This window comes from Burkholderia sp. WP9, from assembly GCF_900104795.1.
Classification (GTDB): domain Bacteria; phylum Pseudomonadota; class Gammaproteobacteria; order Burkholderiales; family Burkholderiaceae; genus Paraburkholderia.
This window is the reverse complement of sequence record NZ_FNTG01000002.1, coordinates 3,236,067-3,262,220: the sequence shown is the minus strand read 5'-3', so window position 1 is coordinate 3,262,220 and position 26,154 is coordinate 3,236,067. Positions and strand designations below refer to the sequence as shown.

Genomic DNA, 26,154 nt, shown 5'->3' with positions numbered 1-26,154 from the left:
GCGCGGTGAAACGCACCGCTGCGCGTCCGTTACTATGGCTGGCCGCGCTGCTGGCCATCTATCTGTGCGCTCCGTTTATCGCGAGTGTGCCGCAGCTCGGCGCGGGGGATTGGGCAAACGTCGACTGGCGCGCCACGTGGTCCGCAGTCGGTGTTTCGGCCGCGAGCGCGAGCGTGGCCTCGCTCGCGATTTTGCTCGGCGGCGTGCCGCTCGGCTATTTTCTGGCGCGCTCGAATTCGCGCAAGGTGGCGCTGCTCGGTTTTTTCGTGCAGTTGCCGCTGGCGTTGCCGCCGCTCACCAGCGGCGTGCTGCTGCTGTTTCTGCTCGGCCCGTATAGCTGGGTCGGTCAATTGACTCACGGCATGCTGACCGATTCGTTCGCAGGCATCGTGCTCGCAGAAATTTTCGTCGCCGCGCCGTTCCTGATCATCGCCGCCAAATCCGCGTTCGCCGGCGTCGATCCGGTACTCGACGACGTGGCCGCGACACTTGGCCATCACGCCGCCAGCCGCTTTTTCCGGGTCATGTTGCCGGTGGCCTGGCCGGCGATTCGCGCGGGACTCGCGCTCGCGTGGCTGCGCGCGTTCGGCGAATTCGGCGCGACCGTGATGGTCGCCTATCACCCGTATTCGTTGCCGGTCTATACATATGTCGTATTCGGCGGCCAGGGCCTTCCGGCGATGATGCCCTTGCTGCTGCCCACGCTTGGCATCGCGATCGTCTGCGCGGCATTGTCGATTTACAGCCTTCGGCAGAAGCGCGCACTCCCACAGACCGAAAATGGCGACGACGCGCTCGAACCCGGCACGGACCTGACCGCGAGCCGCGACACCACGGACCTGCGCCTCGCCTTCCATTTGCGGCGCCGCCTCGGCGCGTTCGATCTCGACATTGCATGGACGCCGCTCACGCGGCGTCTCGCGATCATCGGGCCGTCCGGCTCTGGCAAGTCATTGGCGCTGCGGCTGATTGCGGGGCTCGAGTCCAACGCGTCGAGCAATGTGATGCTCGGCACGACGCAATTGGACACGCTGCCGCCCGAGCGTCGGCAGATCGGTTATATGCCGCAAGACTACGGCCTGTTTCCGCATATGACGGTAGCGCGGCAACTGGCCTTCCCCGTCGATGCCGATCCCGCCAGCGCGCGTTACTGGCTCGATCATCTGGGACTCGCGCAACTGGTCGCGCGCCTGCCGCATCAATTGTCGTTCGGCCAGCGGCAGCGGGTCGCGCTTGCGCGCGCGCTGACCCGGCATAGCGAACTGCTGCTGTTCGACGAGCCGTTCGCCGCGCTGGATACGCCTCGGCGGCGCCGCTTGCAGCAGTCGTTGCGCGCCTTGCAGCGCGAGATCGCGGCGGTGACGATCATCGTCACGCACGATCCGGATGAAGCCGCTTTGCTGGCTGACGAAGTGCTGGTCGTCGAACAGGGCCGCGTGTTACAAGCGGGTCCGATCGACGCCGTGTTCGAGCGGCCGGCGTCGATGCGGGTGGCCGCCCTGCTCGGCTTGCACAACGTCGGCGAAGGGGTGATGAGCGCATCGGCACACGTGGAGATCGCTCCGGGCTTCGTGATCGGCACGGGTGACAGCGGGCTCGCGCTCGACGCCGGCGAGCGGGTCATGTGGCGCGTGTCGTCGCACGCCATTCACGTGACGGACGCCGGCATGCATGCCGGCGTGATCGACGCGGTCGAATTGCGGCGCGGTGAGCGTTATGTCCGCGTGAATATTGCCGGTGTCCGGTTCGACATGGCCAATGAAGATACCCGCCTGCGCGAAGGCGCGCCATGCAGGGTGGACTTCCGCGCTTCAGGCGTTGCAGTCTGGCAAGCGAGCGGCTCGCGTCAGGCTTCGTGCGCGTGAGCCCGGCTCCTGATCTCGGCCAGCGACATGTCGATCAGCAACTTGCCGGAATCGAAGACCGTCACCAGCGCCTCTTCCCAATCGCCCTCGACAGTGCCTTCGTTCCACTCAATGGGTAGCGTCGCGGTTCGATACTCGCCGGTATGGCGATTCACCAGCAGGGTGAGCCGCCCTTTCATCGAACGCTTTCCAGCGTCCGTGACTGGGTCCTTGAGCACGTCGTGCCACTCATCGCCTAAACGGATCGCGGAGCATTTCATCGCGAAGCGCTGCGTGTCGCGGTTGATCTGCTGCAACAGCGCGCCGCCCATGCCGAACACGATGTTGTCCGCCGCGAAACCGGCTTCGTCGATGGCGGCGAGGATCGCTTCGATCGAGTCGGGATTCACGCCGTCGCCTTGAATCACGCGCACGTTGTCGAGCACGCGCCGGCCTTTGCCGTTCACCGACGAACCGAACGACGCCTCCAGGGCCTGCATGGTTTGCAGGACGATCGTGCGCGGATCGCCGGAGTCGGGCCGGATCACGAGGATGCCACCGGAGTCGAGCACCGTCTGCTTCAATTCCGTACCCCAGGCATGCAGCGCGGCGAACAGATCGTAGGAATCGGACACCACCGAAACGATCGCGCCTGGCTTGCCGAACTGCGCGATCATGTTGCGAAACGCATCGGTCTCCCGTTCGCGTCCCCATGAGGTGATCGTGCTGTGCTCCGCCGCCGGCACGGAAAACGCCGCCATCGCCTCGTTGTAGTAGTGGTTCGCCGCGACCACGCCGAGCACGGTATCCGAGCCCATGAAACTGACGAGGTGCGCCGCGCCGCCAATCGCCGCCGACTCCGCGCTCGACACGCCGCGCGCACCGAAGTCGTGCAGCTTGAACGGCAATTGCGTGAGGTCGTCACTGCTCCTGAGCAGATAGTCGCGGATTGTCTTACGTAGATGCCAGCTTTGCGTCGCCACCGTAATCGGATACCACACGCGCAGCAGCATGGTTTCCAGATACGAAGCCAGCCAGAACACTTGCGGATCGTCGCACTCGACCGTGACGAGCACGTTGTGCGTCGGCACGACCGAGCCTTCCGGCACCGCGCGAATGCGCACCGGCAGATAGCCGCCGTAGTGTTCGACGATGTGGCGCCAGCCGGCTTCGTTGAACGGCTCGCCGTGCGTCGTGAAGAATGCCTTGGCCTGATCGATCATGGCCGGCGTGACCGGGCGGCACAAGTACTCCTTGATCAGCATCTGCAGGCCGAAGAACAGCGTGCGGTCGTAGCGCCCGCCGCGCGATTCGATGTACGAGAACATCGCCGACGCTTCGGGCGGATATTGCAGGTAATGCGACGCCTTGTACGAATCCGTGTTGAGAATCGGATTGGACAGGATCGACGCGATATCGTTGAGACCGTTGAACTCGTTTTGCATGGTCGATGCGGCGCTCACGGTGGCGCTCTCGAGAGTGATCGGGCGGATCGGGCGGGCCGGACTTTCACCCGGTGCGTCCTTCCACTCAGGATCATGCCACGCGCGTGCGAATTCCCTGCTAACACGTAGCAGATCGCGCTTGACCCGTGGAGTTCAATGCCCCGGCTTGAGCTGCGGCGGCGTATTCGGCCGCGACGCGAACAGCCGGCCGAGCACGCCTTTGCGGCGCTCGGCGCTGGACGGCCAGAGCATGTCCGCCAGCAGGCTGATGCCTTGCGCGAGCGTACTGTCTTTAGCCGACGTCACCAGCGGCACGCCGCGGCTGAGCGCCTCGTTGGCCTGTTTTTCGTCGCGCGGAAGCTGATGCGCCACCTTCGCGCCGAGCGTCTGTTCGAGCTTCGGCAGGTTGATCTGGGCGTTCTTGTCGTATTGATTCACCACGACCCGCACCTTGCTCGCCGGATAACCCAGTTCCCTGAAAATATCGAGCATGCGGCGCCCGCCGTGCAGGTACAGCAGGTTCTGGCGCACCACCATGCAGATCACATCGCTGTGGTCGAGCGCATGGATCGTGAGCGGATTGAGGCTCTGGCCAATGTCGATCAACACCGCGTCGTAACGCTCGCGCACCAGTGCGAGAATCCGCGCCAACTGGGCCGGCAGCAGTTCGGCGGCCTTGAGCGGATCGCCTGCGCCCGCCAGCACATCGAGATTTGCGTGGACATGCATCACGCAAGATTCGAGCAGCGCGGCGTCGAGGCGCTCCACCTGGGAGCAGAGATCGGCAAGCGTGGTGGGCGGCGGTTTGTCGGCCATGAGCAGGCTGGCGTCGCCGAATTGCTGGCTCAGGTCGATCAGCAGCACACGCCGGTTGCTCAGCGCGGCGAGCGAATAGGCGAGATTCACGGCAATCAGCGTCGTGCCGCTGCCGCCTTTGCTCGAAGCCAGCGAGACGACACGTCCGGCGCGCCGTCCGCTCGCGTTTTTTCGCGCCTCGACCTGAATCAGGATGGTGGTGAGCTCGTCGGCGTCGAGCGGCCACGACAGGACGTGCCGCACGCCGACACGCATCGCCACGCCCAGTAATGCCGTGGATGGCGCCGGCGTCATCAGCACGCAATGCAGCGCCGGCGTGCAGGCAAGCGCCTCCTCGATGCCGTCCAGGTCACGCGCGCTCAGATCGACATCGTCGACGATCAGCAGCTCGGCGCTGCGGACCGCACGGGCGTGCGCGCGCACCTGCCGGGCCGAACCGTGAGCGGTGCGCAGCCGGTAGGCCACGCCGCTTGCCTCGAGACGCGCGACGATTTGCGGCGCGCGCTCCATGCTGGATGAAATCAGGAAGATGTCGATCATGCCGGCTCTCCGCCGCTCAGCCGCCGTCCGGTTGCCGTGGCCACCGCGACAACGGTCTATGTTCTGATTATTCGTCGGAATCGGAGGGGCGAATGTCCGCCCCGCGATCGTGGTATCGGTCCGGAGATGCCGGCATCTCATACATCGCGTCGCGCAACGCCTCGCGCTGGATCTCCGCCTGCGCCTTACGCTTGATTGCTTCGGCAATGACCAGCGTCAGCAGATCGGCCGGCGGCGCGGCGAACATGGCGCGCGGCGCGGCCAGGTGGCGTTGATAAACGGCGCCGGCCGAACGCGCGGTGCCTTCATGCGCCGGTTGTGCCGCGCCGGCGCGCTTGAAATGTATGGTCATGACAACCCCCGAAAAATATGTCTTATTTCAAGGCCGTGTCCAGGTGAGCCGTGTCCGCGAACTCGCGGACACGGCGCCCGGTCCACCTCGTAACCTGCGCCTCTCTATGGAGACTCTGGCCGTTCCTCCCCGCCTCGTCGCGCCCGGTTGGTCCTTGACCGCGCGCTGCCCCGTCGCTGCTCTTTCTCTTTTGTGGGCGCTTGTTTTGTGGGCTGTTTTATTGCCCGCCAACCCCTTCCTCACTTGCGCACCGCTCTTAGGCGGAATCTTTTGTTTTTGCGAAGTCGACGTTTTTGCTTCCTCCGCTGGTGGATAACCGGTCAGGTGTACCGATCATTCACCCCGCTCCTGTTTCGACATCTGCTTTTTTTAGTGGCCCCGTCGCACCTTGTAAGACGCATTGGCTTCCCCGGCCGCGCCCACGAAGGCTCTGTATTTGCCGCCGGTCTTTCTTTTTCTTATTTGGCTTCTTATCTGGCTTCCCCGTCGTGCGAACCGGGCGGCAATGCATTCGCTGTGAAGTGCTAATTGCAACGGCTGTGCCAAGCACCTTCAAACCCTTATGCCACCGAGCTTCATGCTGCGGCGCACCCTTGCCGGACACCCTTCATCTCACGCATTGATTCGATTCCGACACGTGTTTATCGGCGCTGCCCGCGCGCTTCGGCAAATCTGAGCCGGCTGATTCTTTGCCAGGCAAACGCGCGTGCCGCATGGGCGGTGGGGTCGCCTCGCATTCCGGTCAAATATGCCGACCGTTCGGAACCCTACCGGTATGCAAAGCAGGCTGCCCGATGTGTCGCAAGCGTGAGACACGCCCAATCCCGAACGACAGTGCGATTTCCCGTCCGTCGCAAAGCGAATTGCAACGCTGTGTTGGACTCCGCGCATAGGAACACTTGACCACCGGTTTTTGAACAGTCAGGACGAGTGACATGATGCAAAAAACCTTCCTTAATCCAGACTTGTTTGTATGGCGTTAGAAAGCGGTTTCGCTTATCGTTAAGCCCATGCGCCGCTAGAGCGCTTGTACCAGGCCAACGAGCTAAGAAATAGCTGGTGTAATTCGGGGAAGAGATCGTCTGGCGGTTACAACGGTGAACACTGTTGCGCCACCCGTCCGATGTGTAGCACCTCGCGGCTCGCGCCGCCTGCTCCATGCCCCCCGAGATTGCCGCTACCGTGAATCCGTCACCGCCCGGCTGCGAACAGCAGAATCCCTCGGCGGCGGCGCAATCCCTAACCGGACCCGTGCAAATGGACCGGTTAGCTCAGTTGGCCGGAAGCCGGCATCGAGCCGGTCTGTCGAGTACGTCGCAGAGCAGTCCTGAGAGCAGCATCAAACCGGGGGTACCATGAATACGACTTGCACGCCTGTCGACACGGAACGCACCGTTCTTTACGTGTCGAATTCGCCGGACCAGAAACTCGCCGCTTTCCTGGCGGCTTCCGGCTGGCAAGCGGTGCATGCCAAGAGCACGGCCGTCGCCGAACGCATGATCGAGCGCGGCAATATCAAAGTCGGCCTCGTCGAACTGCCCGGCGACTGCACATCCCAACATCTGTCCGCGCTCGCGTCCTGCATGCGGCGCGTCGAAACCAACTGGGTCGCCCAGATCGCGCCGGGGCAAGCGGCGAACGAACTGGTCAGCCGTTTCATCCTCGACTATTGCTTCGATTTCGTGACCCGCCCGTGGCTGAACGAGCGGCTCGTGTTCGCGCTAGGCCACGCGCATGGCCTGTCGAGCCTGCGGCATGTGGAAGTCGCGCCGGAGCCGTCGCTCGGCCGCCACGGCATGGTAGGACAATGCGAGGCCATGCAGCAGTTGTACCGGCGCATCGACAAATGCGGCGTGACCGACGCGCCGGTGTTCGTCGCCGGCGAGTCGGGCACCGGCAAGGAGCTGACCGCCCGCGCGATTCATGAACGCTCGCCGCGCGCCGGCCGCACCTTCGTCGCGATCAATTGCGCGGCGATTCCGCCGAGCCTGCTGCAAGCCGAATTGTTCGGCCACGAACGCGGCGCCTTTACCGGCGCGCTCCAGCGCAAGATCGGCCGGATCGAGAGCGCTCATGAAGGCACCCTCTTTCTCGATGAAATCGGCGATATGCCGCATGAATGCCAGGCGGTCCTGTTGCGTTTCCTGCAGGAAGGCACGATCGAACGGCTGGGCGGCAATGGCCCGATCAACGTCGATGTCCGGGTCATTTCGGCGACCCACGTCGATCTGGACAAAGCAGTCGAAGACGGCCGCTTCCGCTCCGACCTGTATCACCGCCTGTGCGTGCTGCGGCTCGTCGAACCGCCGTTGCGCGAGCGCGGCGGCGACATCAAGCTGCTCGCCAACTATGCGCTCAGCATGTACAAGCAGGACGGCGCGCGCAAACTGCGCGGGCTGTCGAGCGACGCGATCGTCGCCATGTCGAACTATCCGTGGCCGGGCAATGTGCGCGAACTGATCAATTGCGTGCGCCGCGCCGTGGTGATGAGCGAGGGCCGCTTCATCACGGCCAGCGATCTGGGCTTGCCGGAAGCCGAAAACGGCCCGGCCGTGACGCTGGCGGAGATCCGCAGCAAGGCCGAGAAAGACGCCATCGAGCACGCTCTGCAACGGCATGGCTACAAGCTGTCCGAAGCCGCGGCCGAACTCGGCATTTCACGGGCCACGTTGTACCGGCTGATGCACGCCAACCGGTTGCATCAGGACGTGGCGGCCGGGCGCGCCGCGAATGCGGGCGGCGGCGCGGATGCCGACGGCGAGGCGGAGCGGAGGGCGCCTTCGCTGGTGTGAGCGTGTGAGATCCGGCCGCCTGGCTTCTGCGCTGGGCGTGCTTCGCTCTGTTCTGCGGGACCGAGTGGCGCCCTCGCCGCGCGCCATGACCCGATCGGCGTGAAATCGCACGGCAGCCTCCGCTCCTTTCGCCGACACGCCGGCGTTGCTATGCTGAATGCCGTTCATCCATCCGGGAGCGGACTTGGCCGACCAGCACGCACCGGCGCTCGAGCGCCGAACCTCGTCCGTCCTGCCGGCTCAGGCCAGCCCGTGCGATGCGCTCGTCATCCGCACACAACCGCTTAGTCTCGTGCACCCTTGCCGGCGGAAAAAACTCGCGCTGGCCGCGACCATTCTCGGCTCGAGCATGGCCTTCATCGACGGTTCCGTGGTCAATGTCGCGTTGCCGTCCATCCAGACCGAACTGCACGCCAGCGTGGCGGCGATCCAGTGGGTCGTGGACGCCTATCTGCTGTTTCTCGGCGCGCTGGTACTGGTAGGTGGTTCGCTCGGCGACAAGCTCGGACGGCGCACCGTGTTCATCGCGGGAATCGGCCTCTTCACGCTGGCGTCGATCGGCTGCGGCCTCGCGCCAAGCGCCGCCGCCCTGATCGCCGCGCGCGCCGTGCAGGGTGTGGGCGCGGCGCTGCTGGTGCCGAGCAGCCTCGCCATCATCGGCGCGGTGTTCGACGACAAGGCGCGCGGCCAGGCGATCGGCACCTGGGCCGGCGTCGGCGCCATCACCTCGGCGCTCGGACCGGTGGCGGGCGGCTGGCTCGTGGATGCGTTTTCGTGGCGGGCCATTTTCTTCCTGAATGTGCCCATTGCCTGCGCGACCGTCGTGCTGGCGGTCATCGCCGTGCCGAACAGCCGGCAAGACGATGAAGATCCGCCCGTACGCGCGTCCGCCGATGCCGCCTCCCTCCCCCATCCCACCTCCAGCCGCGCCGAACACGTATCGGCCCGGCTCGACTGGTCGGGCGCGGCTACGGCCACCGCCGGGCTCGCCGCCTTGACCTACGGCCTGACCCTCGCTTCGGCGCGCGGCTTTGGCGACCGCTGGGTGCTGGCGTCGATACTCGGCGGCCTGCTGGTGCTGATCGCTTTCGTCGCGCTCGAAGCGAGAAGCCGCAATCCGATGGTGCCGCTCGACGTGTTTCGTTCGCGCGACTTCGTCGGCGCTAATCTCGTCACGCTGCTGGTCTACTTCGGATTGGGCGGCGCGCTGTTCTTCCTGCCGTTCACGCTGATCCGCGCCTATGGTTACAGCGCGACCCAGGCGGGCGCAGCGCTGTTGCCAGTGCCGGTGACCATTGGCTTGCTGTCGCGGTTTACCGGCGGCCTGACGAGCCGCTTTGGCGCGCGGGCATTGCTGAGCGCTGGACCGGCCGTCGCCGCCACCGGCTTCGCGATGCTCGCGTTGCCGTGGGTGCGCGGCGAGTACTGGCGCGGCTTTCTTCCCGCGCTGGCCGTGCTTGGGCTCGGCATGACCATCACCGTCGCGCCGCTCACGACAACGGTGATGACCTCGGTGTCCGCCGCGCGCACGGGCGTGGCGTCGGGCATCAACAACGCGGTGGCGCGGGTGGCGAGCCTGCTGGCGATCGCGGTGCTGGGCATCGTGTTCGTGTGGTCGCACGATGCGGCGCTCGAGGCGCAACTCGACGCACTGCATGTGCCGCAGGCGGCGCGCGCGGCAGCAAGCCTGGCGCGAGTGGGGATGGGTGCGGACGCTGCGCCGCCGGCCGCTGGGACCGGTACGCCGGACGGAAAGTCGGACGGGGCACGGGCAGTTGGGACACAGAAGCAAGCCGAAGCCGCTCGCGATGCGGCCCAAAGCCAGCAGGAAGCGGCACGAGTTCAACCGGATCTGGCTCGTGCCCAGGCAGACGCGCTCGGCGCGGCATTACGCGCGGTGGCACTGGTGTCGGCGTTGTGCGCGCTGGCCGGCGCGGCGCTCGCGGCTTTGACGATCAGCCCGCAACGACGGCTTTAGAGGTGCCGCGCCTGATCCACGGCGCATACAAGGCACACGCACGCCACACGCACGGCCAGCCATCCATCGTTCAGCCCGCACTGAAACATCGCTGCACGGCGGCCTCCATACTGCGGTCATGGTGCTTCAAACCACGATCCTCGACCAACCGGGAGCTTGCACATGGCGATAACCTGCTTCATCCGTTATCAGATCGATCCGTTCCAGCGCGATGCCTTCGACGAATACGCCCGCAACTGGGGCCGCATTATTCCGCGTTGCGGCGGCCATCTGGTCGGCTACTTCCTGCCGCACGAAGGCACCAACGACATTGCCTGGGGTTTGATCGCATTCGAGAGCCTCGCGGCCTACGAAGCGTATCGGGCGAGATTGCGCGCCGATGCCGAGGCACGCGAGAATTTCAGGCTGGCCCAAACGAAGCGCTTTATCCTGCGCGAAGAGCGGACTTTTACTGAAGTCGTGGCGGGCACCTTGGGCGTGCCGCCGGTCTACACGGCGGCGGTTGACGCTGCGTGATTGCAGTCACGCAGCGCTTCGCGGCGAGGCGGGAATGCCCGAGCTCCGCGGCCGGGATGCGAGAGGTCGGCGCGGCCTGACAGGCCGGTTTTTTGCTAGCCCAAGGTGCCATCGCGACGGCCTTTCGGAATTTCCTGCATCCTATGCGACGGCTGTCCGAGGAACTTGTAAGACCGGACCCATGTCGGTTCTTGGTCACGCAGCCGATCCCATCCGTCGATATCGGCACAGCCATCCGCATCCGTCCCCCGCTTTCACCTTATGCGCAAACTACTCCAAGCCTGGTTTTTCGTTCTTCTCACGCTCGGCGCTTCACCGGTCTTTGCCGCGGCAGCCTCCGCCGCACCCGCCTCGTCAGCGTCCAGTCCTGGGGTGACGCTGACGCCCGAACAGGCTCGTCAGGCGCTCGCCGTCCTCAATGACCCCAAGCGCCGCGCGCAGGTCGCCGATACGTTGCAGGCGATCGCCGCCGCCGGCGCGTTGAGCGCGCCGCCCGCTTCGGCACCTACGGCCGCGTCGGCACCCGCTGCGGCAAGCGGCGCCGCCGCCCTCGTGCCGGCGGCATTCAAGTCGAACGGACTTGCCTCGCAACTGGCTCGTCAGGGCGCGCATTGGGCCGTCCGCTTCGGCACGTCGGTACGCAGTTCGGTCGGCGCGCTGCTCGATGTCGCCTCGGTGCGTGCGTGGTGGCAGTGGCAATCGACCAACCCGCACGCACGCGCCGTCCTGGGCCAGGTCGCGTGGTCGCTGCTGGCCGCGCTGATCCCCGCGCTCGGACTCGAATGGCTCGCGCGCCGCCTGTTGCGCCGCGCTTACAAGGCGCTGGCGGCGCGCCGTGAACTGGGCGACGCAGACGACGCTCCGCAAGCCGACCTGCCGGTGGACGTTGCGCCCCAACCCGCCGACGCGCCGAACGCCGCGCCGCCGCTGCCCGTTTCGCCGCCCTCGCCGGTGACGGCAGCGCAAGCGAAAGCGGCCGCCGTGCCGGCTGGCACATCCGCGGCCACCGCGGCCAACGGCAAGCTCACGGAAGCCAAAGGCAAGCAGAACGCCAAACATCACTGGACGCTGCTGCAACGCCTGCCGCGCGCGCTCCTCACTCTGGCGCTGCGGCTGTTGCCGCTCGTGGTGTTCGTCAGCGCGGCAAGCGCGCTGATGTCGATCTTCGCCGATGACGGCTCGCCGCAAGACCGCGCCCTCGATTCGTTGATCGATATCTACGTGCTGTGCCGCGTGATCGTGATCGTCGGCGGGTTCTTCCTGCAACCGGCCGCGCCGCGTCTGCGCCTGCTGCGTATGAGTGATGCGTGGGCCGACTTCGTGCAGCGCTGGATCGTGCGGATCGTCAGCGTGGTGGGCGCCGGTTCGGCAATCGCGGAGATTGCCGTGTCGCTCGGTCTGAACGACGCGGCGCATCTCGCGCTGATGAAAGTGGTCGCGCTCGCCGGCCACATCATGGTCTCGATCCTGCTCCTGCAATGCGCGGCGCCGGTCGGCGAACTGATCCGCAAGGGCGTTGCCGCACGCAAATCGCTGGAGATGGCCGGCAACGTCTTCGCCGAAGTCTGGGCCTGGTTCGCGGTATTCGTCGTGATGGCGCTGTGGTTCATCTGGGCACTCGACGTGCAGAACGGCTATCAGACGCTGCTCCATCTCGGCGGCATTTCGCTGGCGGTGCTGGTGGGCGCGCGGGTCGTGTCGATCGTGCTGTTCGGCGCGCTGGCCCGGCTCTTCCATGTGCAGGACGACACGGCCAGGTCGCTCGTGCATCAGCATGCGTACCGCTATTACCCGCTGGTGCGCCGCCTGGTGGCGTGGATCATCGGCATCGTGACCGCGCTTGCGCTGTTGCAGGTGTGGGGCGTGCACGTGGGCGAGCTGTTTCGCGCCGGCACGATCGGGCACCGGCTCGCGTCGGCGATTATCACGATCGGCGTGGCGGCCGTCGTCGCGCTGTTGGTGTGGGAAAGCGTGAACGTGTCGGTCGAACAGCGGCTGGACCGCTGGACCACGAGCGGCGATCTCGTGCGCGCCGCACGCTTGCGCACCCTGCTGCCGATGCTGCGCAGCGCGCTCTTCTGCGCCATCGCGCTGGTGGTGGTGCTCACCGGCCTGAGCGAACTCGGCGTGAATATCGGGCCGCTGCTGGCCGGCGCCAGCATCTTCGGCGTGGCGCTCGGATTCGGCTCGCAGAAGCTGGTGCAGGATTTCATCACGGGCATTTTCCTGTTGATGGAAAACGCGATGCAGGTGGGCGACTGGGTCACGCTCGCGGGCGTGTCGGGCACCGTCGAATATCTGTCGATCCGCACGGTGCGGCTGCGCGGCGGCGACGGCTCGCTCTACACCGTGCCGTTCAGTTCGGTGTCGACGGTGAACAACACCAACCGGGGTATCGGCAACGCCGCGGTGAAGGTCAATATCGTGTTCGGCCAGGATGTGGATCTCGCCATTGGCACGCTGAAGGAAATCGGCGCCGCCTTGCGCGAGGACGACAATTTCAAGGACGGCATCCTGTCGGACTTCAGCTTCTGGGGCGTCGATGCGCTGGACGGCTCGGCCATTACGCTAGCCGGCCAGATTCAGTGCCGCGACAGCGCGCGCTGGGGCGTGCAGCGCGAATTCAACCGCCGCATTCTCGACCAGTTCCGCGAACGCGGCATCGCGATCGCGAACCCGCAGCGCAATCTGTTGACGTGGGATCCGGAAAGCGTGCCGGCGAAGATCGACGCTGACGAAACGCTCGACACGGCACGCAGCGAAGTCGCCAGGGACGAACCGCGCGCCGACGCGCCGTCTTCGGCCGCGGCCCAGCAAGCCGACGCGCCGGTGGAGGACCAGTTGCCCGTCGACCCTAAGCCGGCCGGCGGCCCAGGGACGCCAGCCAATCCTGATTCAAGCTCTCCGCATGAGTGAAGTGGAGGCCGTGGCCGGCGGCTTCGTAGGCACGTAGCGAAGGGCCGGGTATCAGCGGTGCGGTGAGCCGGCCGTTGAGTTCGAGGGGCGCTGCGGTGAGCCGACCGTTAAGTTCGACCGGCGCCGATGCATCACAGTCCCCACGCCACATCGTTGCTGCCACAAGCGTGAATCGTGACGCCATGCCGCCACGGCGCCGGCGGCGCTACGCAGGCCGATTGCCAGGAGGCAAAAAGGCGCACCCAAAAAACTGCCATCTCGGGCGCTATTGCACGTCCCACCAGCGCGGCAGCAACCGCCTCACTTCAGGCCGCCGATACCGGTCGTCGATCAGATGCACCACACCCTGGTCCTGCTCCGTGCGAATCACGCGCCCGGCCGCCTGCACCACCTTCTGCAACCCGGGGTACAGATACATGTAGTCGTATCCGTTGCCGAACTTCGCTTCCATCGTGCGGCGCATCTGCTCGTTGATCTCGTTCATCTGCGGCAAACCGAGGGTGGCGATGAACGCGCCGATCAACTGCTCCCCGACCAGATCGACGCCTTCCGAAAACGCGCCGCCAAGCACCGCGAAGCCCACGCCTTCGTTCATGGTCCGAAAGCGCGCCAGAAATGCGTCGCGCGCCGCTTCGTCCATACCGGGTTCCTGCGCCCACACCGGCAAGCCGGGATGCCGCTCGCGCATCAACGCGACCACGCGCTGCAAATACTCGAAGCTGCTCAGAAAGCCCAGATAATTGCCCGGCTGCGCCGCATATTGCTTTGCAATCAGATCGACGATCGGGATGAGTGAGCGCTCGCGGTCGCGCCAGCGCGTCGACACGTTGCCGGCCACGCGCACCCGCAACTGCTCCGCGCGAAACGGCCCTTCGACATCGAGCCATTGGGTCGCTTCGGGCAGCCCCAGCGTGTCGCGATAAAAATGATGCGGATTGAGCGTGCCGGAAAACATCACCGTACTGCGCGCGGCCGCGTAGCGCGGCGCGAGAAACGGCGCCGGGATCACGTTGCGCACGCAAAGCGTGGCACTGGTCTTGTCGCGCGGCGCGTAACGATCCGTGGCGAGCGTGATGTCGAAAATCGAATGCTCGCCGAACTGCTCGGCGAGCGCGACGAAATGCATGGCGTCGAAGAAAAACCGCAGCGATGCTTCGTCGATGGAAAGCGGCGCTTCCGCCAGTTGATCCGTGACGGCGCCGATCAGATTTTGCGCGGCGCAGAGCAGTTTGCCAGGGACTTCCGTGTAGACCTGATAGCTCGCACTCTGCGCGCGCTTGACGGCGTTCCATTCACGCTGCAGCCGTTCAAGCGGCTTGCGCAATGTGGACGGCGCGGTTTTGCGCGCGAGCCGGAATGCCGCCTGATCGAGCGACGCGGTGTACATGCGGCGGGCACGGTCGAGCAAATTGTGCGCCTCGTCCACCAGCACGCCCACGCGCCACTGGTTGATCTGCGTGAGCGCGTACAGCATGGCGCTGCTGTCGTAGTAGTAGTTGTAGTCGCCGACCACCACGTCGGCCCAGCGCGCGAGTTCCTGCGCCAGATAGTACGGACAGATTTCGTGCGCGAGTGCCGCATCGCGCACCGCCGCGCGCGTGAGGCGCAAGCCTGCCAGCGCCGTGCTGCGGGCCGCGTCGAGCCGGTCGTAGAAGCCGCGCGCGAGCGGACACGAATCGCCGTTGCAGGCTTTGTCGGGATGCTCGCAGACCTTGTCGCGCGCGACGAGTTCGAGGGTTCTCAACGGCAAGTGCCCGGCGCCGCGATGGAGCGTTTCGATCGCGTCCAGCGCGAGCGCGCGGCCTGGCGTCTTGGCGGTCAGAAAAAATACCCGGTCGATCCGGTCCGACGCGCACGCCTTGAGTAGCGGAAATATCGTCGCAAGCGTCTTGCCGATGCCGGTGGGCGCCTGCGCCATCAAAGGCTTGCCGTCGCGTGCCGAGCGATAGACCGACACCGCCAGCTCGCGCTGGCCGCTGCGAAACTGACCGTGCGGAAACTGCAACGCATTGAGCGCGGCATTGCGTGCGGCCCGATGCGCCTCTTCCTGCACGGCCCAATCGAGAAAACGCTCGCATTGCTCGACGAAGAAAATCTCCAGGTCGCGCGCGGTATGCGTTTGCGTCAGCAGCACCTCCTTCTGAGTGCCGATGTCGAAGTACACCAGCGCCACCGTCAGCCCGGCGAGCCCGCGCGCGCGGCATAGCAAATGACCGTAGACGAGCGCCTGCGCCCAATGCAGGGTGCGGTGATTGGCGGGCATGCGTTCGAGGTCGCCGCGATGCGTCTTGATCTCTTCCAGCCGGTTCGCCGCCGGGTCGTAGCCGTCGGCGCGTCCGCGCACGGTCAGGCCGCGATGCGTGGCGGTCAGCGTGATTTCGGTTTCGTAGCCGCTTGCGCGCCGCCCGGCAACCGTCACGTGGCCCGCCATTCCTTCGAGCGAGGTCGGCGCCGGTGTAAAGCGCAGGTCCAGATCGCCGCGCCTCGCGGTGAACTCGCACATTGCCCGCACGGCGACGATGTACGTCATGCGGCGGCCTCGGTTTTGGTGTGGCAGATGGCTTCGGCGTTGACGGTGGTGCTGGCGTTGCCGGTGATCTCGGCGGTGGCCTCGGTGCAGACCGCGGCGGCCACTGCGGCGGTGATCTCGGCGGTGACCGCAGTGGAAACTCCGGTGGCGATCTCCGTGGCGGCCTCGCGATTGACCTCGGCCGCGACCTCTGCGGCCACCCCCGCAGTGCCTGCAGCCGCGTCAGTCTGTACTGCGACGACTTCATCGGCCCAGCGCACGTCGAGCACGCGCACCGGCATGCCGTGCTGCGCGCAGTACGCGAGCCAGCGGATCTGGTTGTCCTGCAAGCGGTCGCCGGGGCCCTTCACTTCGATCAACTCGTAGCGTCGCTCGTCCGGCCAGAAGCGGATCAGATCAGGCAACCCGGAACGATTGCCGCGAATATCTCCCAGCAAGCGCTCGAACCACAGTTTCAGATGCGCGGCGGGCAGACAATCGAGCGCCAGCGCGACGAGTTCCGGCGAGAGCAGCCCCCAGAACACGAACGGCGATTGCAGCCCCGCCTTGCTGTGCAGATGCCGCCAGATCGTCTCGCGATAAACGCCGCTGTCGAGTTGCGCGAGACACGCGGCGAACTGTTCCGCGCGGCGCGCATGGAAATCCGGCGCGTGCAGATCGGCCGGACCGCGCTGGAACGGATGAAAGAACGCGCCAGGGAGCGCCGCAAAGACCGGCTCCCAACACAGCAACCCGAACAGCGAATTGATCAGGGCGTTCTCGACGTAGTGGACCGGCGCGGCCTCGCACGTCAAATGATCGCGGACGACATATTCGACCGCCATTGGCGCCGCGGGCTGCGGCAGCACCAGCGTGCCGCGCTCGACCGGACGCGCCGCGCTCGTGCGCGCAACCGGCACGCCGCGCTTGCGCTGCAAACGCGGCAGCATGCGCGCAATGCGTTGCGCTTCTTCTTCGCTCTCGGGTGCCTGGGCGGCTTGCGAGACCAACGCGTAGGCATCGTCGAAACGCTCGCTGCGTTCGAGCACGCGCATGCGCCGATGGCGCGCGCCGGGCCAGCCGCAACGCTCATAAACGGCGAGCGCGGCCGTCCAGTTCTGCCGACGCTCGCACAGGTGGCCAATGCGGAACAGCAGTTTCGCGCGCCGCGTTTCAAGCCAGGGATTCGAGGTTTCAATTTCGCCGACGGCCGCGACGAGTTCTTCGATAACGGCTGCATCCGCGTCGCCGCCCGGCAGGCATTCGAGCGCTTCGCGGCAGGCGTGCAAGGCGAGATAGACGTCGACGTCCGCGCGCTGCTGGAACGCACGCGACGAAGGCGCGAACGCCACCTTCTCGTACTGGAACACACCGAGGTCGGCCAGCACGAACTCCGACCACTCCTGCTGCAAATTGCCGAAGAACATCAAACGCAGACGTTCGCAAAGCGGCGCGATTGCAACGTGAAGTACGCAATCCGCAGCTTGAGCGTGCCATGCCGCGAGCGGGCGTGCCGCAGCGCTTTCCTCGTCGCGCTCGCCACGATAAAACGGCCGCAGGGTTTCCAGCAGTTCCGGTTTGCGCAAGCTCCTTGCGCCAGGAATCAACGCAATGGTGTCCGCGAAAATCTCCATTAGCCCGGCACGCGTGGTGAGCGCGAACAGATCGTCGAGCGTCAGGCCCGGCTCGGTGTCGACCCAGCCGAGCGCGGCGATCGGCGCCGCTGCCTGCAATGGGCAACCGATCTCTTCGTAAGACAGGCGGCTCGCGCGGAACAGCGTGCCTTTACGCATCAGCATGCGAACCAGCAGCGCGCGCGAAGTCTGCGGCAACGCCGCGAACTCACGCAGAAACGCGTGTTCCTGCGCGTCGAACAGGTCGTCGTAGCGCTGCGCGAGCCACGCGAGGGCGCGCTCGAAGTTCAGCAGATAGTAGAGAGCGTAGGGAGAGGCAGGTGTTGCCACGGGACTTTCACGAAACCTGTATGTTTATACAGTGATGATAGCAAAATCCGTGAAGGCGCCGTCCGGATTGGCTCAATACAACGTCAGGATGCGGCGTGAATGTACTGCCATTCGAATCCGTCCCTGCCCCTTCTCACGCGCCCCACCGATGTCTGCGGAAAATGCGCGGTGAAGAGCATCGCATCGTGATCGGCCGCATAGTTGAGCAGCCAGTGCCGCGAGTTTCGCGCCGACGCCGCATCGAGGCAGAAGGTCGAGTTCCATTCGGGACGGTAGACCTGGACGGGGTTGTGCATCACATCGCCGGTGAAGATCGCTTCCTCGCCGCGCGAGCGGATCGAAATCGACATATGACCGGCGCTATGCCCGGGCGTCGGATGAAACACAATGCCCTCGCGCCACGCACCGCCCTCGGCGGGAATCGTCGCGGCCTGCCCGGATTCGATCACCGGCACGACGCTGTCCTCGAAAACCATGCGGCGGCTATCCCCCGCTGGAGTCGCGAAGAAATCCTGCTCCGCTTGCGGGAACACGTATGTCGCATTCGGGAAGGTCGGCTGCCACCGGCCGTCGATCCACTGCGTATTCCAGCCGACGTGGTCCGCATGCAAATGCGTGAGCAGCACCTCGTCCACCTGCGCCGGCAAGACGCCCACCTCGGCGAGGCGCTCCAGATACGGGTTGTTCAGTCGATGAAACAGCTTGCTGAACGGCCGCTCCTTGAAATTGCCGATACCGGTGTCGATCAGCACGGTCAGGCCGTCCATCTGCACGACCCAGGTGTGCACGCTCAGTTTCACCTCGTTGCGTTCGAGGTCGAGACTCTCCGCCGACACACGCCGGCTCAATTCTTCCGCCGCGGAGGATGCCCAGTCTGGATAAAGCACCGCCGGCGCTAACGGAAAACAGGTTTCGCTGACGCGGGTAATGCGCGCATCCCCTACGCGGTGCGAATGAACCTCAGTTGGCATGGTGTGACTCCGTGAAAGTGCGGCGGCAGCGACCTGAGCGCTTATGTAGCGCCGCCGTGGCCAATGGCTTCACTATCGCAAATCTATCGCATGCCGACCAATGCCGTTTTCTGCGCTTGGCGATGCTTTGCAGGCATCGCCATGAAAACAACGTCACGAGAACGTTTTCGCCGGCGTGCGGCGTGCCGCCACGCCGTACAGCAGCGCGCTGAACGCGGCCGCCATGCCGCCCACGCAAGCCAGCGCCACACCCAAACCCGCGCTGTGCCCGCCAAGCCGCTCGTTGATGAAGCCGACCGCGAACGGTCCCAGCCCGCCGCTGATCGCATTGGTAAGAAACACCAGCAACGCGATCGAGCGTCCGCGCATGCGATTCGGAATCGCGATCTGGATCGGCACAGGCGCCAACGCCATCGCCACACTCGCCGCGAACGCGCACGCGCCATACAGCACCACGGCGACGTGCACGTCGCCAACGAGCGGCATCGCAATAGCGGCCGGCACCAGCAACGCAGCCGCCAACCCGGACAACGCCAGCACTTTGCGCACCGCCGCGGCATCGCTGACGCGGCCGGCGAGCAAACCCGCACTCACCACCCCGAGGATGCCGCCGAACATGTAGGCCGGCGCCGCCATCTGTCCGACGGCACGCGGCGTCAGATGAAAATGACGGATCAGCAGCGTCGGAAACCATGCCGCATGCGAGTAAAACAGCGTGATCAGCGCGACGTACGCGCCGAAGTACGGCAAGCAGAAGCGGTTCTTCACGAACAACTCGCGCAGCACGTCTTTCAGCGGCGGCGTACTGTCGTGAGCGGCTTTGTCCGCGAAGACTTGCGTCGAAGCCTTTGCAGTCGAAACGACGTCGTGCGTGGCCGACCCTTCGGCCGTTGTACGAAGCGTGGAGAACAAGCCGCGCCGTTGTGGTTCCCGCACCGATAACGCGACGATTGCCGCCAGTGCCAGCCCCGGCAAGCCGACCGCGACGAACACCGCCTGCCAACCGTTCAAACCGATACCCGCGAGCCACGCGGCGCCCGCGCCATGTTCGAGCGCACCGAGCAGCATGCCGCCGCCGAACAAGGCCACGCCTCCGCCGATATACGGTCCCAGCATGAACACGCTGCTTGCCCGCGTGACTTTGCGCGGCGGATACAGATCGCTGAAGATCGACAGCGCCGCCGGACTCAAGCCCGCTTCCGCAATCGCCGTCCCCGCACGCGCGGCCAGCAGTTCGGCAAAGTTGTGCGCGAAACCGCACAACGCGGTGGAGACGGCCCAGATCGCCACGCAAACCGCGATCAGACGCACGCGATTGGAACGGTCGATCAGCCGCGCAATGAACACGCCCGCCGTCGCGTAACACAGCGTGAACGAAAACCCTTGCAACAAGCCGATTTGCGTATCGGTGAGCGCCAGCGTTTCCTTGATCGGTTGCACGAGAATGCTCACGATCTGGCGGTCGAGATACGAAAACGCAAAGCAGACAAAGAACAGAACGACGACGTAAGTGTGCCCACGACGCGTGTCGGCGTCGTTCGAATCGGACACGGTGGTGACTGCATTCATGGCGAATCTCCGGCTGGGCACTGCGAAGAAATGGCTTGCTTCCCTTCGACGAAGCGCGTCACTGCCAATGCGCATCCGCAGCCAGCACGGCGAGACAGTCGCCCGCTTCGACGCGCGCAAACGAACGCTTGCATACCACCACGCCGTTGCCGGCAAAGCGGAGTTCCTGTGGTGCGCTCCACGGCGCATACGGATCGAATACCCGCGCGGCCAACTGGTCCTTCTCGACCCGGTCGCCGAGCGCGAACACGGGTTCGGCCACGCCCGCCCGCGAGGCGAACACATAGTGCCGCGCGCCATCCACTTTCAACCAGCGCGTGTCGTGTCGCGGCGCGGGAGGATTATCGTCAGGCGTGACACCGAGCGTGTGCAGCACGCGCCGCAAACCATCCTCGACGATCGCTACGCCATCGGCATTACAGGCCGCATAGCCACCGAATTCACCGCACAGGAACAGCTTGCCGTGCCGCTCGACGGCCGCGCCATACGTGCGGTCCTCGCCGAGCAGATCCATGAGCATGGTGTGCGGCGCGGCGAATGCCTGGACGAGCCGGCGGTATTCGGCGCGACGCGACGGGTCCCCGGGCGGCGCCGCGAGCAACGCCGGCAGATGATCGAACGAAGCACCGCCCGCGTGCAGATCGATCACCACGTCGGCACGCGGAAATAGTTCGGTATCCGCATAATGCGCGATCATCTCGGTGAGGTTGCCGTTGCGTGCGCCCGGAAAAACGCGGTTCAGATTGCCGCGATCGATCGGCGAGGTGCGCGAGCCGTTGATGAACGCCGGGAAATTCAGCGCTGGCACGACGATCAGACGGCCCTTGATCGCCATCGACGGCATGCGCTGAACCAGCTTCATCAGTGCGACGGGACCTTCGTATTCATCGCCGTGATTGCCGCCGGTCAGCAGCACCGTGGGACCGTCACCGCCGTTGAGCACGGTAATCGGCACCGGAATGTGGCCGTATGCGGAGCGGTCGTGCGAATACGGCACGCGTAACGTGCCGTTCTGCAGGCCGGGCCGTTCGTAGTCGATGTCGGTGGAAATCAGCGATGGTGTGGACGGCATGGTTGTCTCCCGATAAGAAAGTAAGCCGGAATACCGTCGTTGGACGACGGCGCGAGGCCATGCAATCAATATCGTCGAGGCAAAAAACCAGCGCCAATGCCGATTTTTAGGGAAGCCGATGCTTTAAAGGCATCGGGGTACGGCGAGTCCGGACGTTACCGTTGCGCCTTGAGCAAGGCGATGAATTGCGCGAGCGCGGGATTGCGGTGCTGCTCGTGATACGCGAAATGCAGCGGCAGCGCGATCGACAGATCGGCCAGGTTGAGGAATTGCACCAGCGCCGGCGGCCGGTCGCGATTGGCCGAGTTGACGATCGCCGCGCCCACGCCGGCGGACACCAGCGAGAGAATCGCGGCTTCCGTCGAAACTTCCTGCACGACGTCGAGCGTCAAACCGGCGCGCTCGCATGCGCCGATCAAGCGGTCGTAGTAAGCGGGATAAACATGCCGTGGAAACGTGATGAAGGGTTTGCCGGCCAGCTGCGCCGCGCGCACCGACTTGCGGCGGCCGAACGACCACGCGGCCGGCGCCGCCAGCACCACGCCGTTTTCGAGCAACGGCAAACTGGTGATCTGCTCGGGCAACGCGCCGAAGTGATAGACGAAACCGCCGTCGAGCGTGCCCTGAGTGATCGCGTCCAGTTGCTCCGGCGTGTTCATCGGCGTGAGTTCGATGCCGACTTGCGGCGCCGCCTGCTGGAACGCTTGCAGCGCGTTCGGCACAAGCCCGCCCCAAACCGCGTTTTCAACGAAGCCGATCCGCACGTGTCCGGACACGCCCGCCGCGATTCGTTGCGCGGCACGCGCCGCCGACTCGACCTGCTGCAGAATGCCGCGCGCTTCACGCAGATAGGCTTCGCCTGCCAGCGTCAGCTTCAGGCCGCGCGGCGTGCGCTCGAACAGCGCGACACCCAACGTTTCTTCGAGATCCTGGATTTGCCGGGAAATCGCCGGCTGGGTGACGTGGAGCTGCTCGGATGCGCCGCGCACGCTCGCGTGCTCGGCAACGGCGACGAAGTATCGGAGATGCCGGAGTTCCATGTCAGCAGAATAGGTGGCTTATCGAATGGGATGCCGGCATTGTGCCATTCGATCACGCCGTGGCGATGGCGTTTTTACCCCGCCGCCAGCCACACCACCGTCAGCGAACGCACGCCTTGCGCGCCGCGAATCAGCACGCCTTCGATATCCGCCGTCGCCGAAGGTCCGGTGACGAGCGCCGCATAACGGGCAGCGCGGAAATCATCGCGCCGGTATACGTCCTGCAAGCCGTCGAGCAATTGCGCCGGGTCGAGCAGCACGACCAGATGCTGCACGATGTAGCCGAGCGCGTTGACCACATACTCGCGTTCGCTAAACCATACCGAGCCGGTTTCGGCGACGCCGAAGCGAGCCCGCACCACGCCAACGTCGATGTCCTGCAGCGAAGCAGGTTCCGTGTCGGCGGTGAGCGTGCGCGTGCCCTGCACTTCCTGGGTTGCCGAGGCGATGGATGCCTCGGCACCGAACCGCTCGCGAATCAGCCCGCCCACGTCGCTCGCCGTCGTGCCGTCGACGCACACGCCGCCCATGGCCTGCAGCGCCGCCGTAAAGCGCGCGCGCAGATCGCCACCCACGGGGTTGAACAGCGGCACGTCGGGCCGCGGCCGCGCCCCCGGCTGCGCCTGCCGCACCTTTGCCAGAAAAGCGTCACGCGTTGTCATGGTCAGCTCCACGATTCTTCTTGTACCAGGCGTGGAAGGTCAGCTTCGGCGCCTCCGGCAACTCGCGTTGCTTGCCCCAGATATTGAGCGGGTTGTACAACACGAAATTCGGCAAGCGCCGCAGCGCGCTGCTCATCGACGACACCGTCGCGCGATACAAGGTCGGACTCGCGAGCAGCCGCCCTGCCATCTTCAACACTTCCTGCTTCACGAACGGCACTTCGTGATGCTCGGCGATCACCGTGCGCCATTTGTAGATCTGCTCGTGAATATTGATCTTCACCGGGCACACGTTGGTGCAACTGCCATTGAGCGTCGAGGCGAACGGCAAGGCGCTGTAACGCTTCAGATCGAAAGTCGGATTGATGATCGCGCCGATCGGCCCCGAGTACGTGCCGCCATACGACAGCCCGCCGCTGCGCCGGTAAACCGGACACGTATTCATGCAGGCGCCGCAGCGAATGCATTTGAGCGAATACCAGAAGTCTTCCATCGCGAGCCGCTCCGAGCGGCCGTGATCGACGAGGATGAAATGCATCTCCGTGCCCGGACGCGGCGCGCGGAAATGCGATGTGTACTGCGTGATCGGCGAGCCGAGCGCGCTGCGCGACAGCATGCGGACAAACACGCCGAGGTCCGACACCTTCGGAATCAGCTTCTCGATACCGATCGACGCGATATGCAACGACGGCACGTTTGCAGAGAGGTCCGCATTGCCTTCGTTCGTGCACACCACCACCGTGCCGGTCTCCGCCACCGCGAAATTGCAGCCGGTCATGCCGGCCGTTTTCTCGCGCACGAAGTACGGCCGCGTGTTCATCCGCTGGCTTTCGGCGAGATAGTGGATATCGCTGTTCTTCGGATCGGTGCCGATGGTGCGGCCGAACAGCTCGGCCACGTCGGCGCGCAATTTGTGGACCGCCGGCACCACCATATGGCTCGGATCCTGATGATCGAGCTGCTGGATCCGTTCGCCCAGATCCGTTTCCATCACCGTGATGCCGCGCGGCTCCAGGTACTCGCGCATCTTGCATTCGTCGGTGAGCATCGACTTGCTTTTAACGAGCGTGGTCATGCCACGCTCCGACATGATCCGGTGCACGAGCGCGTTGTGCTCTTCTGCGGTAGAGGCCCAATGCACTGTTACGCCGTTCGCCTCGGCGGCCGCCGCGAACTGTTCGAGATACGTGGACAGATTGGAGAGCGTGTGTTCCTTGATACCCGATGCCAGTTCGCGCATCGTCTCCCACTCGGCAATGCCGTGCGCCTGCGCATCGCGCTTCTCGCGCAAATCCCACAGGCGTTTGTCGTGAAACGCAACGTGCTCTGTCTTGCTGATGAAAGCGCCCGCCGCTTTCGCGTGATCGATGCGGTTGCTCATGCGCGTGCTCCGTTGAGGACCTGCGCGATATGAATGAAGCGCGCGTCGGCTTTCATGCGTTCCGCGCAGCCTTGCTGGTGCATCAGGCACGACATGTCGCCCGAGACGATGTACTCGGCGCCCGCGTTCAGATGATCGCGCACCTTGTCCTGTCCCATGCGTACCGACACCGGCTCTTCCGTGACGGAGAAGGTGCCACCGAAACCGCAGCATTCGTCTGGCCGCGCCGGCTTGACGAACTCGATGCCCTTCACGCCTTCGAGCAGGGTGCGCGGCTTCGAAAACGGCGTGCCCGCCACTTCCGAAATCGATGCTTCCTTCAGATGCCGCAAGGCACTGCAGCTATTGTGCAGACCCACGCGATGCGGAAACTCGGCCCACGGAAATTCACGTGCGCCGACCACATCGTGCAGAAACTCGACGAGTTCGTAGGCGTTCGCGCGGACCTTTTTCACTTCGTCGGTCTGCTCGAGCGCGGTGAGATGCTCGCGCACGTGATGGATGCAACTCGCCGACGGCCCGACGATGTAGTCGTAGCCGGCGAAGTTGCGCGCGAACACACGCTCGGCGCCGGCTGCCTCGGCATGCGCGCCGCTGTTGGCCATCGGCTGGCCGCAGCAGGTCTGCTCCTGCGGATAGTCGACCTCGATACCGAAACGTTCGAGCAGTTCGAGCGTGGCGATCCCCACTTCGGGATAGAACGCGTCGATGAAGCAGGGGATAAACAGGGCGACTTTCATAAGCTCATTGAAAAGAAAAGCGGCAGCCGGCGAGTTATCTACTCTACTGCGGAATCGTGGCGGCGCACGAGTAAGTCGTCGCGACAGTTTGCGCGGCAAGGAGGCCGACCAGCGGAGATTACGGCGCTTTTGTAAGACTGGTATGGTTGGTCTGACCAAGAATATAAGGAAGTTGACCGAGGGTGTCAATCGCAGGACAAAGGAGGCGCACGCTGCGGCCCGGTCGGGCTCGCCGCGCGGGGCATTCAGGCACTCAGGCACTCAGGCACTCAGGCAATCACGCAACCGTACTCGACGAAGGCTTGGCCGCGTCTTCCTTGTACATCTCGCGCACATAGGCCAGATGACGCTCAGCCGCCTTGCGGGCCTTCTGCGCGTCGCGCGACATGACGGCGTCGTAGATGGCCTGGTGCTGGCTCATCAACTGTTTTTCCATCGCATCGTCGTAATCGATCAGCCGATGGTATTGGCGCATGCCCTCGCGAATCAGCGTATGGATGCCGTGCATCACATGCGCGAGCGCGATGTTGTGCGTGGAGTCGGCAATCGCGAGGTGAAACGCTGCGTCGAGTTCGGCGAGGTTCACACGGTCCTGCGACAGCGAGCCGGCCTTCAATGCCTCGAACGCCGCGCTGATCTTTTTCAGGTCGGCGGCCGTGGCGCGCTGCGCGGCATACACCGTCGAAATCGATTCGAGCCCCTGGCGCAGCTCCAGAATATCGGCACTGGTGCGCGGATTTTGCAGCAGCAACTCGGCAAGCGGCTTGGAGATGATCGGCGCCGTCACGTCGACCACCGTAAAACCGCCCCGCCCCGAGGTTTCGATGTAGCCGTCCGCTTCCAGCCTGATCAGCGCTTCCCGCAACGAAGGCCGCGACACGCCGAGCTGCGTGGCGAGGTCGCGTTCGGCCGGCAGCCGGTCGCCGGGCATTAGCGTGCCGTCCGAAATCAGTTGCTTGATCTGGTCGGACACCACGTCGGATAGCCGTTTGCGCGTGAAGGACTGGATCGGGAGGAATGGCATGGGCAGCGATGAGTGAAGCCGGT

18 protein-coding genes are annotated in these 26,154 nt (G+C 64.9%); 5 read left to right on the top strand and 13 right to left on the bottom strand.

Features of this window, described 5'->3' with window-relative positions; all coding sequences use genetic code 11:
- Window positions 1–5: 5 nt before the first annotated feature.
- Complete coding sequence (locus tag BLW71_RS35665) at window positions 6–1,865, top strand: ABC transporter ATP-binding protein/permease (RefSeq protein WP_091808065.1); 1,860 nt, start codon at window positions 6–8, stop codon at window positions 1,863–1,865.
- Here BLW71_RS35665 and BLW71_RS35660 read toward each other — a convergent pair.
- From BLW71_RS35660 to BLW71_RS35650, 3 genes are all read right to left on the bottom strand, one after another.
- The gene (locus tag BLW71_RS35660; RefSeq protein WP_091809260.1) at window positions 1,847–3,289 is read right to left on the bottom strand and encodes a nicotinate phosphoribosyltransferase; all 1,443 of its coding nucleotides are present in this window, start codon (window positions 3,287–3,289) and stop codon (window positions 1,847–1,849) included. The two genes, BLW71_RS35665 and BLW71_RS35660, sit on opposite strands and share 19 nt — an antisense overlap.
- Window positions 3,290–3,442: 153 nt before the next feature.
- The gene (locus tag BLW71_RS35655; RefSeq protein WP_091808063.1) at window positions 3,443–4,645 is read right to left on the bottom strand and encodes a CpaE/TadZ family protein; all 1,203 of its coding nucleotides are present in this window, start codon (window positions 4,643–4,645) and stop codon (window positions 3,443–3,445) included.
- Between the two features lie 67 nt (window positions 4,646–4,712).
- Window positions 4,713–4,997, bottom strand: coding sequence for a hypothetical protein (locus BLW71_RS35650; protein ID WP_091808061.1), 285 nt, complete (start codon window positions 4,995–4,997; stop codon window positions 4,713–4,715).
- A gap of 1,355 nt (window positions 4,998–6,352) precedes the next feature.
- On the opposite strand from BLW71_RS35650, the gene BLW71_RS35645 reads away from it, so the two are divergent.
- The 4 genes from BLW71_RS35645 to BLW71_RS35630 all read left to right on the top strand — a co-directional run bounded on the left by BLW71_RS35645 (window position 6,353) and on the right by BLW71_RS35630 (window position 13,199).
- Complete coding sequence (locus BLW71_RS35645; RefSeq protein ID WP_091808058.1) at window positions 6,353–7,789, top strand: sigma-54-dependent transcriptional regulator; 1,437 nt, start codon at window positions 6,353–6,355, stop codon at window positions 7,787–7,789.
- 184 nt (window positions 7,790–7,973) lie between these two features.
- Entirely contained in the window at window positions 7,974–9,767 is a 1,794-nt protein-coding gene (locus BLW71_RS35640) for an MFS transporter (RefSeq protein ID WP_502686849.1), read from the top strand.
- Window positions 9,768–9,929: 162 nt separating this feature from the next.
- Entirely contained in the window at window positions 9,930–10,283 is a 354-nt protein-coding gene (locus BLW71_RS35635) for an NIPSNAP family protein (RefSeq protein ID WP_091808054.1), read from the top strand.
- 261 nt (window positions 10,284–10,544) lie between these two features.
- Window positions 10,545–13,199 (top strand): mechanosensitive ion channel family protein, encoded by a 2,655-nt coding sequence (locus BLW71_RS35630; protein ID WP_091808052.1) that lies wholly within the window; start codon window positions 10,545–10,547, stop codon window positions 13,197–13,199.
- A 265-nt stretch (window positions 13,200–13,464) separates the two neighbouring features.
- Here the strand turns inward: BLW71_RS35630 and BLW71_RS35625 are convergent, their stop codons facing one another.
- The 10 genes from BLW71_RS35625 to BLW71_RS35580 all read right to left on the bottom strand — a co-directional run bounded on the left by BLW71_RS35625 (window position 13,465) and on the right by BLW71_RS35580 (window position 26,131).
- A complete protein-coding gene (locus BLW71_RS35625; protein ID WP_091808050.1) occupies window positions 13,465–15,729 on the bottom strand; it encodes an ATP-dependent DNA helicase in 2,265 nt (754 codons plus the stop codon).
- Window positions 15,726–17,672, bottom strand: a complete 1,947-nt coding sequence (locus tag BLW71_RS35620; RefSeq protein ID WP_286162197.1) for a VRR-NUC domain-containing protein — start codon at window positions 17,670–17,672, stop codon at window positions 15,726–15,728. Before BLW71_RS35620 ends, BLW71_RS35625 begins: the two co-directional genes overlap by 4 nt.
- An 83-nt stretch (window positions 17,673–17,755) precedes the next feature.
- A complete protein-coding gene (locus BLW71_RS35615; protein ID WP_091808049.1) occupies window positions 17,756–18,643 on the bottom strand; it encodes an MBL fold metallo-hydrolase in 888 nt (295 codons plus the stop codon).
- Between the two features lie 153 nt (window positions 18,644–18,796).
- Complete coding sequence (locus BLW71_RS35610; protein ID WP_091808047.1) at window positions 18,797–20,212, bottom strand: MFS transporter; 1,416 nt, start codon at window positions 20,210–20,212, stop codon at window positions 18,797–18,799.
- A 58-nt stretch (window positions 20,213–20,270) separates the two neighbouring features.
- Entirely contained in the window at window positions 20,271–21,284 is a 1,014-nt protein-coding gene (locus BLW71_RS35605) for a succinylglutamate desuccinylase/aspartoacylase family protein (RefSeq protein ID WP_091808045.1), read from the bottom strand.
- 155 nt (window positions 21,285–21,439) lie between these two features.
- On the bottom strand, window positions 21,440–22,324 hold the full coding sequence (locus BLW71_RS35600; RefSeq protein ID WP_091808042.1) for a LysR family transcriptional regulator: 885 nt from the start codon (window positions 22,322–22,324) through the stop codon (window positions 21,440–21,442).
- Between the two features lie 74 nt (window positions 22,325–22,398).
- A complete protein-coding gene (locus BLW71_RS35595) occupies window positions 22,399–22,986 on the bottom strand; it encodes a LutC/YkgG family protein (RefSeq protein ID WP_091808039.1) in 588 nt (195 codons plus the stop codon).
- Window positions 22,973–24,367: a lactate utilization protein B gene (locus tag BLW71_RS35590; protein WP_091808037.1), complete on the bottom strand. Its 1,395-nt coding sequence runs from the start codon at window positions 24,365–24,367 to the stop codon at window positions 22,973–22,975. The genes BLW71_RS35595 and BLW71_RS35590 overlap by 14 nt, the downstream gene beginning before the upstream one ends.
- On the bottom strand, window positions 24,364–25,107 hold the full coding sequence (locus tag BLW71_RS35585) for a (Fe-S)-binding protein (protein WP_011492097.1): 744 nt from the start codon (window positions 25,105–25,107) through the stop codon (window positions 24,364–24,366). Before BLW71_RS35585 ends, BLW71_RS35590 begins: the two co-directional genes overlap by 4 nt.
- A 277-nt stretch (window positions 25,108–25,384) precedes the next feature.
- On the bottom strand, window positions 25,385–26,131 hold the full coding sequence (locus tag BLW71_RS35580; RefSeq protein WP_091809257.1) for a FadR/GntR family transcriptional regulator: 747 nt from the start codon (window positions 26,129–26,131) through the stop codon (window positions 25,385–25,387).
- Window positions 26,132–26,154 lie beyond the last annotated feature (23 nt).